Genomic DNA, 13,844 nt, shown 5'->3' on the forward strand with positions numbered 1-13,844 from the left:
GGCTACCTCCTCGCCCTCCTCCTCGCCGCCCTCAGCGCCCTCGCCCTCGGCTCCGCCGTCACCGCCGTCACCCCCACCGCCAAGGCCACCAACGTCGCCGGCACGATCGTCTTCTTCCCGATGATGTTCCTCGCCGGCGTCTGGGTCCCCGTCCAGGCCATGCCCGAACTCCTGCGCCAGATCGTCGAGTACTTCCCCTTCGGCGCCGCGTCCCAGGCCCTCGACCAGGCCGCCGCAGGCGACTGGCCCGCCTGGACCCACCTCGGCGTCACCGCCGCCTGGGCCACCCTCCTCATCGCCGGCGCCATCCGCTGGTTCCGCTGGGAATAGGCCACACTCGACAGATGGCGACCATCATGGAGCAACGCGAACGGTTCTACCGCTGGGGACCGTTCGCCCTCCTCACCCTCGCGAGCATCCTGGCACTGGCCATACGCGACCTCGTCATGACGCCCGCGCAGGAGCGCGCGGCCGCGGCCCTCGTCGTCACCGCCCTCGCCCTCCAGACCCTCCACCTCACCCGGAGGATCCCCGAAGCCGTCTACTACTGGACGCGCACCGCCCTCGGCTTCACCCTGAGCTGGCTGAACCCCTTCTTCAGCGTCTACGCCGTCCTCGGCTACTTCGACTCCCACCACTACCTCTCCGGCCGCGGGCCCATGGCCGGACTCCTCATCACCGCCTTCACCATGGCCGGCGCCCAGGCCGGCGGCCTCCCGCCCACCGACGGCGTCCAGGCGGCCGTCCTCGGCGGCCTCTTCGTCCTGAACTGCGGGCTCGTCCTCCTCTTCACCCGCATGGCCGAAAGAGAAGAGGAGCAGGCCCGCGCCCAGGCCGAGACCATCAGCGAACTCGAACGCACCAACGCCCGCCTCGAACAGGCCCTCGCCGAGAACGCCGCCCTCCACGCCCAGCTCCTCGTCCAGGCCCGGGAGGCCGGCATCAGCGACGAACGCCGCCGCCTCGCCGCCGAGATCCACGACACCATCGCCCAGGGCCTCACCGGCATCATCACCCAGCTCCAGGCCGCCGAGGACAGCGAACACGTCCGCCGCGCCACCGGCCTCGCCCGCGAGAGCCTCCGCGAAGCCCGCCGCTCCGTCCAGGACCTCGCCCCCACCCACCTGGAACACGACATGCTCCCCGAAGCCCTCAAGAAGATCACCGACGGCAGGGCCCACCTCACCGTCACCGGAACCGCCGAACCCCTCCACGGCGAACTCGAAGCCACCCTCCTGCGCATCGCCCAGGAGGCCCTCGCCAACGCCGAACGCCACGCCCGCGCCGACCGCATCGGCGTCACCCTGTCCTATATGGACGACGAGGTCACCCTCGACGTCCGCGACGACGGACGCGGCTTCACCGGCCCCTCCTCCGGCTTCGGCCTGACCGCCATGCGCGAACGCGCCGAACGCGTCGCCGGAACCCTGGCCGTCGAATCCGAACCCGGCCGCGGCACGGCCGTCTCCGCCCGCGTCCCGCTGATCAGGCAGTACCGTTGACCGCCATGCCCGACATCACCCTGCTGATCGTCGACGACCACCCCGTCGTCCGGGACGGCCTGCGCGGCATGTTCGCCACCACCGCCGGCTTCGAGGTCCTCGGCGAGGCCGCCGACGGCCGCGAGGCCGTCACCCTCGCCGAGCGGCTGCGCCCCGACGTCGTCCTCATGGACCTGCGGATGCCCGGCGGGGACGGCGTCGAGGCCATCACCGAGATCGGCCGCCGCGGCCTGCCCTGCCGCGTCCTCGTCCTCACCACCTACGACACCGACACCGACACCATCCCCGCGATCGAGGCCGGCGCCACCGGCTACCTCCTCAAGGACGCGCCCCGCGACGACCTCTTCGCCGCCGTCCGCGCCGCGGCGCAGGGCCGGTCCGTCCTGTCACCGGCGATCGCGTCCCGGCTGCTGTCCCGCGTGCGCGAGCCACGCAGCGAGACCTTGAGCAGCCGGGAACTGGAAGTGCTGCGCCTCGTCGCCCGCGGCACCGCCAACCGCGAGATCGCCCGGGAGCTGTTCATCAGCGAGGCCACCGTCAAGACCCACCTCACCCACATCTACGCGAAGCTCGGCGTCAACGACCGGGCCGCGGCGGTCGCCACCGCCTACGACAAGCACCTTCTCCCCTAGTGGCTTTGTTCTTAGTTGGTGAGAGAGATGGTGAGGCACATCGCCCGGTGCCTTTACATTGTAATTTGAAAGGTGAAGTAACCGGAGGGGGTGCCACGGTCCAAGGGCGGGCTAGGACAGGACGGTGCGGACCGCGGCGTGGGCGGCCTTGCGCATCTCGGCGTGCAGCACCGCGTTCGCCTCCCTGCCGGTGCGGGCCTCCACGATCCGCAGCCCCTCCCCCACCAGCGCCTTCGGCACGTCCGACGCGGCCTCCAGCAGCCGGTACGGCACACCGTGCGCGGCGGCCACCGACTCCAGGTCCACCTCGTGCGGCGTGCCGAACACCCGCTCGAACTGGTCGGCCAGCGCCGCCTGCGGCAGCAGCGAGAAGATCCCGCCGCCCCGGTTGTTCACCACGATGATCGTCAGGTCCGGCCGCCGGTCCCGCGGCCCCAGGATCAGCCCGTTCTGGTCGTGCAGGAACGCCAGGTCCCCCAGCAGCGCGAACGAGCGGCCGCTGTGCGCCAGCGCCGCCCCCAGCGCCGTCGACACCAGCCCGTCGATGCCGCTCGCACCCCGGTTCGCCATGATCCGGATCCCGCGCCGCGGCCGCATCACCTGGTCCAGGTCGCGGATCGGCATGCTCGCCGCCGTGAACAGCAGCGACCCGCCCGGCAGCGACGCCACCAGGTCCCGCGCCAGCCGCGGCTCGGTCACCTCCGGCACCGCGTCCAGCACCTCGTCGACCGCCGCCGCCGCGGCCCGGTCCGCCTCGCGCCACGACCTCAGCCACGCGTCGTCGCCCGACACCACCGGGATCTCCACCTCCGGCGCCACCTGCGTCGCCGACCGCACCGGATCCGGCCAGTGCGCGAGATCCGGCGCCAGCACGATGTGCTCCTCCGCGCGCCGCAGCAGCGACAGCAGCGGACGCGACAGGCCCGGCTTGCCCAGCGTCACCACCACCTCGGGACGGTGCCGCTCAACGAACTCCGGCACGCCCAGCAGGAAATGATGCGCCGACAGCGCGTGGTCGCCGTAGCGGGCGTTGCCCTGCGGCTCGGCCAGCACCGGCCAGCCCGCCATCGACGCCGCCGCCACGTACCGCTTGACGTTGGACGCCCCGTCCCCCACCACCAGCACGCCCCGGCGCGTCGGCGGGACGTGCAGCACCGACCCCGGCGTCGCCGGCCGCACCTTCGTCCACGCGCCCGTCGCGTCACCGTCGAGCGGCTCGCACCACGACTCGTCGCCGTCGGGGATCAGCGGCTCCCGGAACGCCGCGTTCAGATGCACCGGACCCGGCGACGGCGCCTGCGCCAGCCCCCACGCGCGGCTCACCAGCGACCGCCAGTACGCCACCATGCCCGGACGGTTCTCCGGCACCCCGATCTCGGTCGACCACCGCACCGCCGTCCCGTACAGCTTCACCTGGTCGATCGTCTGGTTCGCGCCGGTCCCGCGCAGCTCCGGCGGCCGGTCCGCCGTCACCACGATCAGCGGCACCCCCGACTCGTGCGCCTCGATCACCGCCGGATGGAAGTTCGCCGCCGCCGTCCCCGACGTGCACACCAGCACCACCGGCCGCCCCGACCGCTTCGCGAGACCGAGCCCGAGGAACGACGCCGACCGCTCGTCGATCCGCACGTGCAGCCGGACCCGCCCCGCCTCCGCGGCGTCGTGCAGCGCCAGCGCCAGCGGCGCCGACCGCGACCCCGGCGCCACCACCGCGTCGGTCATCCCGCAGCGGCGCAGCTCGTCCACCAGGACGGTCGCGAGCGCGGTCGCCGGGTTCACGGCGCCGCCCCGATCACCTCGGGGCCGCCCAGGTGCCGCTGCGCGTCCGCGGCCCGGCCGCGCCACTCCTGGTCACCGGGCGCCTCCCAGCGGGACAGCGCCTCCTCGGCCACGGACGGCCGCCGCACCGGCACGTCGCCCGCCACCGGCACCAGCGGATCGTCCACGACGTCGCCCCGCAGCAGCGACAGCGTCCCCAGCCCGCACGCGAACGGCAGCTCCGGCAGCGCCGCGGCCAGCGCCACGCCCGCCGCCAGCCCCACCGACGTCTCCACCGCGCTGGACACCACCACCGGCAGCCCGCACGCCTCGGCGACCCGCAGCGCCGCCGCGACCCCGCCCAGCGGCTGCACCTTCAGCACCGCCACGTCGGCGGCGCCCGCCGCCCGCACCTTCAGCGGGTCCTCGGCGCGGCGGATCGACTCGTCGGCGGCGATCGGCACGTCCACCCGCCGCCGCACCAGCGCCAGCTCCTCCAGCGTCGCGCAGGGCTGCTCGACGTACTCCAGCTCCCACCGGTCCAGCGAGCGGATCATGCGCGCCGCGCGGTCGACGTCCCAGGCGCCGTTGACGTCCACCCGCACCCGCCCGTGCGGGCCGATCGCGTCGCGGACGGCCTCCACCCGCGCGAGGTCGTCGGCGTCGGACTGGCCGCGCTCGGCGACCTTGACCTTCGCGGTGCGGCACCCGGACTCCTTGGTCATCGCGTGCGCCCGCTCCGGGCCGACCGCCGGGATCGTCACATTCACCGGGACGGTGTCGCGCACGGGCGCCGGCCAGCCCTCCAGGGCGGCCTCCCGGGCCGCGGCGAGCCAGCGCGCGCACTCGGCCGGGCCGTACTCGGGGAACGGGGAGAACTCACCCCATCCGGCGGGGCCGCGGACCAGCACGCCCTCCCGCCGCGTGAGACCGCGGAACCGCGTCCGCATCGGGATGGAGAAGACCCGCACCCGCCCGACCCCCCTGACCTGCGACACCGAATCACGGTATTCCGGATCACACCGTGCGTTCGGACATTTAGTAGTACCACGGGTAGCGCGACCAGTCGGGATCGCGCTTCTCCAGGAACGAGTCCCTGCCCTCGGCCGCCTCGTCGGTCCCGTACGCCAGCCGCGTCGCCTCCCCGGCGAACACCTGCTGACCCACCAGGCCGTCGTCGATCAGGTTGAACGCGTACTTCAGCATCCGCTGCGCCGTCGGGCTCTTGCCGTTGACCTTGCGCGCCCACTCCAGCGCCGTGGCCTCCAGCTCGGCGTGCGGGACGACCGCGTTCACCATGCCCATCCGGTGCGCCGCCTCGGCGTCGTAGGTATCGCCCAGGAAGAAGATCTCCCGGGCGAACTTCTGCCCCACCTGCCGCGCCAGGTACGCCGACCCGAAACCGCCGTCGAAGCTCGCCACGTCCGCGTCGGTCTGCTTGAACCGCGCGTGCTCGCGGCTCGCGATCGTCAGGTCGCACACCACGTGCAGGCTGTGCCCGCCGCCCGCGGCCCAGCCGGGCACCACGCAGATCACGACCTTGCCCATGAACCGGATCAGCCGCTGCACCTCCAGGATGTGCAGCCGTCCCGCGCGCGCCGGGTCGATCGTCTCCGAGGTCTCCCCCTCGGCGTAGCGGTAGCCGTCCTTGCCGCGGATCCGCTGGTCGCCGCCCGAGCAGAACGACCACACGCCGTCCTTCGGCGCCGGCCCGTTGCCCGTCAGCAGCACGCAGCCCACGTCGCTTGACATCCGCGCGTGGTCCAGCGCCCGGTACAGCTCGTCCACCGTGTGGGGACGGAACGCGTTGCGCACCTCGGGGCGGTTGAACGCCACCCGGACCGTGCCCTGGTCCACCGCCCGATGGTAGGTGATGTCGGTGAAACCGAACCCCTTGACCTCTTTCCACACGTCCGCGTCGAACAGCTCCGAGACCATTTCCTCCACGTCTTCCTCTCCCCTGGGTGCGACCGCGCCGGCGGGGTCCGCGGCCCGCGGGTCCCATTCAACCCGCCCGGGATTCGAACGTGTTCAGCGGGGTCGTCTACCCTGATGAGATCATGGATCGCCCGCTGCACGCCGCCGTTCTGCCATCCGGGCCCCGCCTGCTGCGCGCCCTCGCCGACGCCCTCGACGGCGGCCCGGCGATCTGCCCGCTGTCCCCGGACCTGCCGGAGCCCGCACTCCGCGGGCTGCTGGACGCCCTGGCCCCCGACGCGGTCGAGACGCCGGACGGGCTCGTCCCGCACACCCCCCGCGGCGGGCGCGCGCCCGTCGCGGACGGCACCGCCGTGCTGATCGCCACGTCCGGCTCCACCGGCGCGCCGAAGTTCGTCGAGCTGGCGGGCGGCGCGCTGCGGCACTCCGCCGCCGGCACCCTCGCCCGCATCGGCGCAGCGCCCGGCGACCGGTGGCTGTGCTGCGTCCCCACCAGCCACATCTCCGGGGTGCAGGTCCTCGTCCGCTCCCTCGTCGCCGGGAGCGAGCCGGTCATCGCGCCGCGCTTCGACCCGGACGACGTGGCGCGGGCGGAGGGCGCCCACGTGTCGCTGGTGCCCACCCAGCTGCGCCGCCTGCTGGACGCCGGGACCGACCTGTCGCGCACCGGCGCGATCGTCCTCGGCGGCGCCGCCGCCGCGCCGGGCCTGCTCGCCGAGGCCCGCGCCCGCGGCGCCCGGATCCACACCACCTACGGGATGAGCGAGACCTGCGGGGGCTGCGTCTACGACGGGACGCCGCTGCCCGGGATGCGCGTCGCGGTCGGGGACGACGGGCGGATCCGCCTGGCGGGCCCGTCCCTGTTCACCGGCTACCGGCTGCGGCCCGCCGACACCGCCGCCGCCATGGACGGCGAATGGTTCGTCACGAGCGACCTCGGCGTCCTTGAGGAGGGCCGGCTCCGGGTGCGCGGCCGCGTCGACGACGTGATCAACACCGGCGGGGAGAAGGTCGTGGCGGGCGAGGTCGCCGCCGCCCTGGCCCGGCACCCGGCGGTCCGCGACGTCGTGGTGGTCGGCCGGCCCGACCCGGATTGGGGCGAGCGCGTCACCGCCGTCGTCGTGCCCTCCCCCGCCGCGGCGGCCCCGCCCGGCCTGCGGGAGCTGAGGGCGCTCGTCCGCGAGACGATGCCGCCGTACGCGGCGCCCCACGAACTGGAGCTCGTGGAGGCCATTCCGCTGCTGCCGTCTGGGAAACCCGACCGCGCGCGTCTTGCCGCCTCTATATCCTGATATCGCCACAGCCTCGGACCTTTACGTAGTAAGGTTCAGCTGGACGGCGCCGGGCCGTGTGAACGCCGGTGTGCGGGTATCACGGCGTCTTGGATCGTTCCCCTGCGATCCCGCGGAGCGCCGCTCCCCCGCGGCGCCGGGAACAAGAGACCGGCCGCGCGACGTTCCGTTAAGTGCGAGCGCCACCAGGAGCCGACAATCCGCGCCGCACCCACACACCGAAGGGAGAGGGGTGTCCCCATGCCGCAAAGCGCCGTCGAGACCCCGCTCACGGAGTCGGCGGGCCCCGCGCTCGACGACCTCCTCAAGCGTGGCCGTGCCCAAGGACGCCTCTCGCTCGACGAAGTGAGGGGGGCATTCGAGACCGCCGGGATCAGCCCCGCGCAGGGCCGTTCCATCCTGCGCGAGCTGTCCGAGGCCGGCATCAGCCTCGCCGGCGAGTCCGACGCCGTCCGCACGATGGCCGCGGCCGCCGACCACGAGGCGGGCGACACCGCCCAGGCGGCAGCCGGCACCGGGACCCCCGCCCCCGCGAAGTCCGGCGCGAAGTCCGCCGCGGGACGTCCGGGCGCTGTGAAATCCGCCACCGTGACGTCCGGCACCGCCGCCAGGCGCGCCGCCCGCACGACGGCCGCCAGGCGGACGGGCGCCAGCGCCGACGAGGAGTTCGAGGTCACCGAGGTCGAGGCGGCCGAGCCCGCCGACCTGGACGACCAGTCGACCACGATGGGCGACTCGGTCCACACCTACCTGAAGGCCATCGGGCGCCGCCAGCTGCTCACCGCCGAGCAGGAGGTCGACCTGGCCAAGCGGATCGAGGCCGGCCTGTACGCCGAGCACAAGCTGGAGACCGGCGACCACTCCCCCGCCGTGCGCGCCGACCTGGAGTGGGTCGCCGCGGACGGCCGGCGCGCCAAGGCCCACATGCTGGAGGCCAACCTCCGGCTCGTGGTGTCGGTCGCCAAGAAGTACTCCGACCGCGGCCTGTCGCTGCTGGACGTCGTCCAGGAGGGCAACCTCGGCCTGATCCGCGCGGTCGAGAAGTTCGACTACTCCAAGGGCTACAAGTTCTCCACGTACGCGATGTGGTGGATCCGGCAGGCGATCCAGCGCGGCTTCGCCGACTCGGCCCGCACCATCCGGCTGCCCGTGCACGTGCTGGAGATGCTGAGCAAGCTCAGCCGCGTCGAGCGCGACATGCACCAGCGGCTCGGCCGCGAGCCCACCCCGGAGGAGCTGGCCACCGAGCTGGACAAGAGCCCCGAGCAGATCCGCGAGCTGCTGCGCACCAGCCGCCAGCCGATCAGCCTGGACTCCACCATCGGCGAGGACGGCGAGACCCGCATCGGCGACCTCATCGAGGACACCGACAGCCCCGAGGCGTCCGAGCTGGTCGACCGGCAGCTCATGGCCGACCAGCTGCGCCGCACGCTGGACATCCTGTCCCCCCGCGAGGCCAAGATCATGGCGATGCGGTTCGGGCTGTACGACGGGACGCCCCGCACCCTCGACGAGATCGGCAAGGCCCTCGGGCTGACCCGCGAGCGGATCCGCCAGCTGGAGAAGGAGTCGCTGTCGAAGCTGCGGCACCCCAGCAACGCCCGCCCGCTGCTGGACTTCGCCGTCTGACCGCACCCCCAACGACCTGACCGCACCCCACGACGAAAACAGGGCCCGCCGGACCACGTGGTCCGGCGGGCCCTTTCGCGTCGTCCCGGGTGCCCCGGGTTCAGTCGGTGTGGCGGAACTGCAGGATCGCGATGCCGAGCAGCCCGGCGCCGGTGCCCGCGACGAGGAGGAGCTCCAGCCAGACCGGGACGAGCCACCCGTTCCACGTCACGCCCGAGCTGAAGGTCCGCTGCAGCTCGGGTGACAGGTCCAGCCGGGAGAACACCGCGCGGCGCATCGGGTCGACGGCGTAGGTCAGCGGGTTCAGCTTGGTGAGGACGCTCAGCCACGTCGGCAGGCCGTTCAGCGGGTACAGGGCGCCCGACAGGAACATCATCGGCAGCATCGCCATCTGCATCAGCGCGAAGAACGACTGCATCTGCGTGATCCGCGCGGCCATCATCACGCCGAAGCCGGTCAGCGCGAACGCCCCGAGGAACATCATCCCCATCAGCTCGGCCAGCAGCACCGGGTCGTAGGGCACCCCGGCCAGGCCCGCGAGCGCCACGATCACCGCGCCCTGCAGCGTCGCGACGAGCGCGCCGCCGATGCACTTGCCGATCACGATGGAGCTGCGGCTCACCGGGGCGACGAGCATCTCGCGCAGGAACCCGAACTCGCGGTCCCACACGATCGACCCCGCGGAGAACATCGCGGTGAACATCACCGACATCGCGCACACGCCGGGGAAGATGAACGTCCGCAGGTCGACGCCGGTGCCCGCGCCCCCGGACGCCATCAGGTTCGACAGGCCGGTGCCCATGACCAGCAGCCACAGCACCGGCTGGACCAGCCCGGAGACCATCCGCAGCTTGTCGCGCCAGAACCGCAGCAGCTCCCGGTGCAGGACGATCTTCACGGCGCGCAGGTCCTGCCGCAGGCCGGGCTCGGGCACCCGGACGCGGACGAGGTCGGCCACCTGGCCGGCCCGCCGGGCGGAATTCGCGTCGGCGGGCCCCGCGTCGGGGGAACCGGCCACGGTCACCTCCTCATCGCGCGCATCGTCAGCCGGTTGCGGTCGCCCGCCCCGGCCTCGGCGTCGCGGATCGTCGTGCCGGTGAAGGACATGAACACGTCGTCCAAGGAGGGCCGGGACACGCTCACAGACCGGATCGGCACGCCCAGCTCCGCGAACAGCCGCGGGACGAACGCCTCACCGGCCGGCACCGAGAACGCCACGGCGCCCTCGGAGACCACGGCCGCCAGCCCGAACCGCTCCGCCAGCGCGGCGATCGCCGCCTCGTCATCGGAGGTCTGGATGCGGACCCGGTCCTCGCCGATGCCGGCCTTGAGCGACTCGGGGGTGTCCAGCGCCACGATCGTCCCCGAGTCCATGATGGCGATCCGGTCGCAGAACTCGGCCTCGTCCATGTAATGGGTGGTCATGAAGATCGTGATCTCTTCGGCGTCCTTGAGCCGCCGGATGTAGTCCCAGATCGACGCCCTGGTCTGCGGGTCCAGGCCGACGGTCGGCTCGTCCAGGAACAGCACGCGCGGGGAGTGCAGCAGCCCTCGGGCGATCTCCAGGCGCCGCTTCATGCCGCCGGAGTAGGTCTGCACCAGGTCGCCGCGCCGGTCCCACAGCCCGACCATCTCCAGCACCTGCCGCATCCGCTCGGCCACGACCTGCCGCGGCACCCCGTAAAGCTCGGCGTGGAAGCGCAGGTTCTGCTCCCCCGACAGGTAGCCGTCGAGGGTCGTGTCCTGGAACACCAGCCCGATGTTGCGGCGGACGGCGTCGCGCTCGCGGACCACGTCGTGCCCGGCGACCAGCGCGCGGCCGCCGGACGGCCGCAGCAGCGTGCAGAGCATGTTGATCGTGGTGGACTTGCCCGCGCCGTTCGGGCCGAGGAAACCGAAGATCTCCCCTGGGCGCACGGTGAACTCGATCCCGCGCACGGCCTCCACGTCGCCGAACCTCTTGCTCAGGCCGTCGACCTCGACGGCCGGTTCCGCGTCCGGCATGGGCGGCCTCCCCTCCGGAAGGGAGCATACGCCCCATGCCGGCGCGCCCGGGGAGGGGTCAGGGCGTCGCGGAGGCCGCCGCCGTCAGCCGGGCGCGGGCCTCGTCGTAGCGGCGCAGGACCAGCCGCGCCGCGGCCGGGTGCGCGCCGATCGGCGGGGTGACCGCGTCGGCGCCGCACGCCGCGATCCGGTCGTGGAAGCGGCCGGGGGCCAGCAGGTAGGACGCCACGGCGACGCGGGGCGCCCCGGCGCGGCGCAGCCCGGCGACGACCTCGTCCAGCGGCGGCCCGCCCGCGGCGACGAACCCGTGCGGGACGCGCCGGCGCAGCCGACGTGCGAGCAGCCGCGCCGCCGCCCGCACGTCGGCGATGCCCACCGGATCGGCGGACCCCGCCGCGCCGAGGACGACGGTGTCCGCCGGGCGCAGCGGGAGCATCCGGGCCGGCGGCTCGGCGAGCAGGTCGGCGAGCGCGCCGGCGAGCAGGGCGTCCGGGCCGAGCGGCCGGGCCGTCACCGACCCCGGCAGCAGCCGGCCGGCGCGTTCCGGGACGTCGATCAGCGCGTGGTAGCCGCGCGCCAGCAGCAGCGGCACCACGACCACCGGGGCCCCGTGCCGCGGGCCCGCGCCCAGCCGGGCGGCCGCGTCCTCCAGCGACGGCGCGGACAGCTCGCCGTAGGACTCGGCGACCCGCAGGCCCGGCCGCAGCGCCCGGACCAGGGCGAGCAGGTCCCGGATCGCGGCGGGCCCCGCGGGGTCCCGGGTGCCGTGCGCGACGGCCAGCAGCGGAGGAGCCTGCGGTCCGGGGTCGGGCGGTCCGGGAGCGGGCGCGCGGCCGGTGCGGTCAGCCACCGGCGCCCGCCGCGAGCCGGTCCGCCAGGCGGGGGTCGCACGCCAGCCGGTAGCCGCGCTTGACGACGGTCTCCACGATCCCGGGGCGTCCCAGGCCGCGCCGCAGCCGCGCCACCGCCATCTCCACCGCGTGCTCGTCCGCCTGCGGGCGCGCCTCCCGCAGGCGGGACTCCCGCGTCCAGCCGTCCCTGGCCGCCGCGGCGCCGGGGACGAGCCGGCCCGGCAGCACGCCGCACAGCTCCGCCCGCGACACCACGTGCCCGGGGCGCCGCGCCAGCGCCCGCAGGATCGCCATCGGCGCCGGCGCGATCGGCCGCAGCTGCCCGTCCAGCACGACGGCGTGCCCGCGCAGCTCCAGCGAGAACCCGCGCACCGACAGCCGCCGCGACCGGCGGCGCGGCAGCTCCGCCACCAGGGTCCGCACCAGCGCGCCGAGCCTGGCCCGCTCCGGCTGGACGGTCGGGACACCCCGGCCGGTGAGCACCCGGCCGGTCACCGGCCCCACGCACGCCGCCACCACCTGGGAGCGCATGGCGTCCAGCAGCGGCTCCTCCAGCCCGTCCTCGGCGGCGACGGCGAGCGTCGCGGCCACCGCGGCGGCGCTGGTGAACGTCACCGCGTCGACCGTGCCCGCCACGGCCTGCCCGACGAGCCGGCGCAGCGGCGTCGTGTCCTCGGTCCGCGACCACCGGTACACCGGGATCTCGATGACCTCGGCGCCCGCGGCGCGCAGCGCCGAGGTCAGCTCCGGCTCCCGGTCGCCGTACAGCTGCACGGCCACCCGGGCGCCGGCCAGATCCTCCCGCAGCAGGTGCCGGATCACCTCGGCGCACTCCTCCGACTCCGGCGACCAGCTCTCCCGCAGGCCCGCCGAGCGGATCGCGCCGCGCGCCTTCGGGCCGCGCGCCGTGATCCCCGTCCCGGCCAGCCGGGCGGCGACGGCGTCGCGCAGCCCCCACCCGTCGGCCGCCTCCAGCCAGGCGCGGAACCCGATCCCGGTCGTGACGACGACGTGGTCCAGGGGGCCTTCGAGGCAGGCCCGGGTCGCGTCCAGCAGCTCGGCGTCGTCGGCGAGCGGGACGAGGCGGATGGCGGGGGCGAGCACGACCCGGGCGCCGCGCCGTTCCAGGAGCGTGGCGAGCTCCTCGTGGCGGCGGGCCGCGGTCACGCCGACGGCGAACCCGGCCAGCGGCTCATTGCCGGTGCTCATCGGGGAGCGCCACCTCCACCCGGTCGCCGGCGCGGCGGACCGGGAAGGCCGGGACGGCCACCCTCGGATCGTCCAGGCACGCCCCGGTCCGCAGGTCGAACACCTGCTTGTACATGGGGGACGCGACGGTGGGCGCGCCGCCGCGGGTGCCGAGGATCCCCCGCGACAGCACGTGCGCGCCGCTGAAGGGGTCGAGGTTCGACAGCGCGTACACCGCGCCGTCGAAGGTGCGGAAGACCGCCACCTGCGTCCCGTCGACCATCGCGCACGCGCCGCGCTCGGGAGTCAGCGCGGCGTAGGAGCAGATGTCGAACCAGCGGAGCCCGGGCCCGGCGGCGAGCCGGGCGGCCGTGCCTCTCGTGATCGTCGCTTCGGGTGTCGTGGTCATCGCGCGGCAACCTCCTGGCGGGTCCTGGTCGCCGGCGCCCCGCGGCCCGGTCCCGTGTCGGCCCCGAGTGTCGGCGGCCCGTGGGTCCCGTGCGCGGCCCCGGCGTTCATGGTCCGATACTCCGCAGGGGCCGTTTCGCGATTGGGTCTCCATTGTCACCGCCGTGTTAAAAGGCGCTCACGCCGCCGGGGCGCCGTCCGGTTCCACCCGGACGGCGCAGACCTTGAACTCCGGCATCCGCGACACCGGGTCCAGGACGGTGTTGGTGAGCAGGTTCGCGCTGCCCTCCCCCGCCCAGTGGAACGGGATGAACACCGTGTCGTGGCGGATGTCGCGGGTGAGCCGCGCCCGGACGGTCACGGCCCCGCGGCGGCTCGCCACCCGGACCCGGTCGCCGTCCTCGACGCCGAGCCGCCCGGCCAGGTCGGGGTGCAGCTCGGCGAACGGCTCGGGGGCGGCCTCCGCCAGCGCCGCGACGCGCCTGGTCTGCGCGCCGGACTGGTACTGCGCCAGGACCCGCCCGGTGGTCAGGTAGACGGGGTAGTCGGCGTCCACGTCCTCGCCGGGGCCGTGGTGCTCGGCGGGGACGAACCGGGCGCGCCCGTCCGGGGTGGGGAAGCGGTCGAGGTAGGGGCGCGGGG

Annotated in this window: 14 protein-coding genes; 5 read left to right on the plus strand and 9 right to left on the minus strand. The window is 74.4% G+C overall.

The features are described from left to right. From E1200_RS22805 to E1200_RS22815, 3 genes are all read left to right on the plus strand, one after another. Positions 1 to 330 (plus strand): ABC transporter permease (locus E1200_RS22805; protein ID WP_131954103.1); only part of this gene is annotated, 330 nt, incomplete at its 5' end. A 14-nt stretch (positions 331 to 344) separates the two neighbouring features. Beyond that, positions 345 to 1,502 carry a sensor histidine kinase gene (locus E1200_RS22810; protein WP_131954104.1) on the plus strand — a complete coding sequence of 386 codons (1,158 nt, stop codon included), beginning with the start codon at positions 345 to 347 and terminating at the stop codon, positions 1,500 to 1,502. Between the two features lie 5 nt (positions 1,503 to 1,507). Continuing rightward, a complete protein-coding gene (locus E1200_RS22815) occupies positions 1,508 to 2,134 on the plus strand; it encodes a response regulator transcription factor (RefSeq protein WP_131954105.1) in 627 nt (208 codons plus the stop codon). A 111-nt stretch (positions 2,135 to 2,245) separates the two neighbouring features. On the opposite strand, the gene menD is transcribed toward E1200_RS22815, so the two are convergent. The 3 genes from menD to E1200_RS22830 all read right to left on the minus strand — a co-directional run bounded on the left by menD (position 2,246) and on the right by E1200_RS22830 (position 5,830). Then, positions 2,246 to 3,913: a 2-succinyl-5-enolpyruvyl-6-hydroxy-3-cyclohexene-1-carboxylic-acid synthase gene (menD, locus tag E1200_RS22820; RefSeq protein ID WP_131954106.1), complete on the minus strand. Its 1,668-nt coding sequence runs from the start codon at positions 3,911 to 3,913 to the stop codon at positions 2,246 to 2,248. After that, the gene (locus tag E1200_RS22825; protein ID WP_131954112.1) at positions 3,910 to 4,863 is read right to left on the minus strand and encodes an o-succinylbenzoate synthase; all 954 of its coding nucleotides are present in this window, start codon (positions 4,861 to 4,863) and stop codon (positions 3,910 to 3,912) included. The genes menD and E1200_RS22825 overlap by 4 nt, the downstream gene beginning before the upstream one ends. A gap of 67 nt (positions 4,864 to 4,930) precedes the next feature. Continuing rightward, positions 4,931 to 5,830 (minus strand): 1,4-dihydroxy-2-naphthoyl-CoA synthase, encoded by a 900-nt coding sequence (locus E1200_RS22830; RefSeq protein ID WP_131954113.1) that lies wholly within the window; start codon positions 5,828 to 5,830, stop codon positions 4,931 to 4,933. Between the two features lie 122 nt (positions 5,831 to 5,952). Here E1200_RS22830 and E1200_RS22835 point away from each other — a divergent pair, with 122 nt between their 5' ends. Next, the gene (locus E1200_RS22835) at positions 5,953 to 7,122 is read left to right on the plus strand and encodes an AMP-binding protein (protein WP_207933498.1); all 1,170 of its coding nucleotides are present in this window, start codon (positions 5,953 to 5,955) and stop codon (positions 7,120 to 7,122) included. Between the two features lie 240 nt (positions 7,123 to 7,362). Beyond that, complete coding sequence (locus E1200_RS22840) at positions 7,363 to 8,751, plus strand: RNA polymerase sigma factor (RefSeq protein ID WP_131954107.1); 1,389 nt, start codon at positions 7,363 to 7,365, stop codon at positions 8,749 to 8,751. Between the two features lie 100 nt (positions 8,752 to 8,851). Here the strand turns inward: E1200_RS22840 and E1200_RS22845 are convergent, their stop codons facing one another. The 6 genes from E1200_RS22845 to E1200_RS22870 all read right to left on the minus strand — a co-directional run. Next, the gene (locus tag E1200_RS22845; protein ID WP_243708761.1) at positions 8,852 to 9,769 is read right to left on the minus strand and encodes an ABC transporter permease; all 918 of its coding nucleotides are present in this window, start codon (positions 9,767 to 9,769) and stop codon (positions 8,852 to 8,854) included. Positions 9,770 to 9,771: 2 nt separating this feature from the next. Further along, positions 9,772 to 10,755: an ATP-binding cassette domain-containing protein gene (locus E1200_RS22850; protein WP_131954108.1), complete on the minus strand. Its 984-nt coding sequence runs from the start codon at positions 10,753 to 10,755 to the stop codon at positions 9,772 to 9,774. Between the two features lie 58 nt (positions 10,756 to 10,813). Next, positions 10,814 to 11,605, minus strand: coding sequence for a CbiX/SirB N-terminal domain-containing protein (locus E1200_RS22855; protein ID WP_131954109.1), 792 nt, complete (start codon positions 11,603 to 11,605; stop codon positions 10,814 to 10,816). Then, positions 11,598 to 12,815: a uroporphyrinogen-III synthase gene (locus E1200_RS22860; protein WP_131954110.1), complete on the minus strand. Its 1,218-nt coding sequence runs from the start codon at positions 12,813 to 12,815 to the stop codon at positions 11,598 to 11,600. The genes E1200_RS22855 and E1200_RS22860 overlap by 8 nt, the downstream gene beginning before the upstream one ends. Continuing rightward, entirely contained in the window at positions 12,799 to 13,203 is a 405-nt protein-coding gene (gene nirD / locus E1200_RS22865) for a nitrite reductase small subunit NirD (protein ID WP_131954111.1), read from the minus strand. Before nirD ends, E1200_RS22860 begins: the two co-directional genes overlap by 17 nt. 177 nt (positions 13,204 to 13,380) lie before the next feature. After that, a partial coding sequence (locus tag E1200_RS22870; RefSeq protein WP_279484878.1) for a molybdopterin dinucleotide binding domain-containing protein occupies positions 13,381 to 13,844 on the minus strand: 464 nt, incomplete at its 5' end.

The sequence above is a fragment of the Actinomadura sp. GC306 genome (assembly GCF_004348665.1).
GTDB lineage: Bacteria > Actinomycetota > Actinomycetes > Streptosporangiales > Streptosporangiaceae > Spirillospora.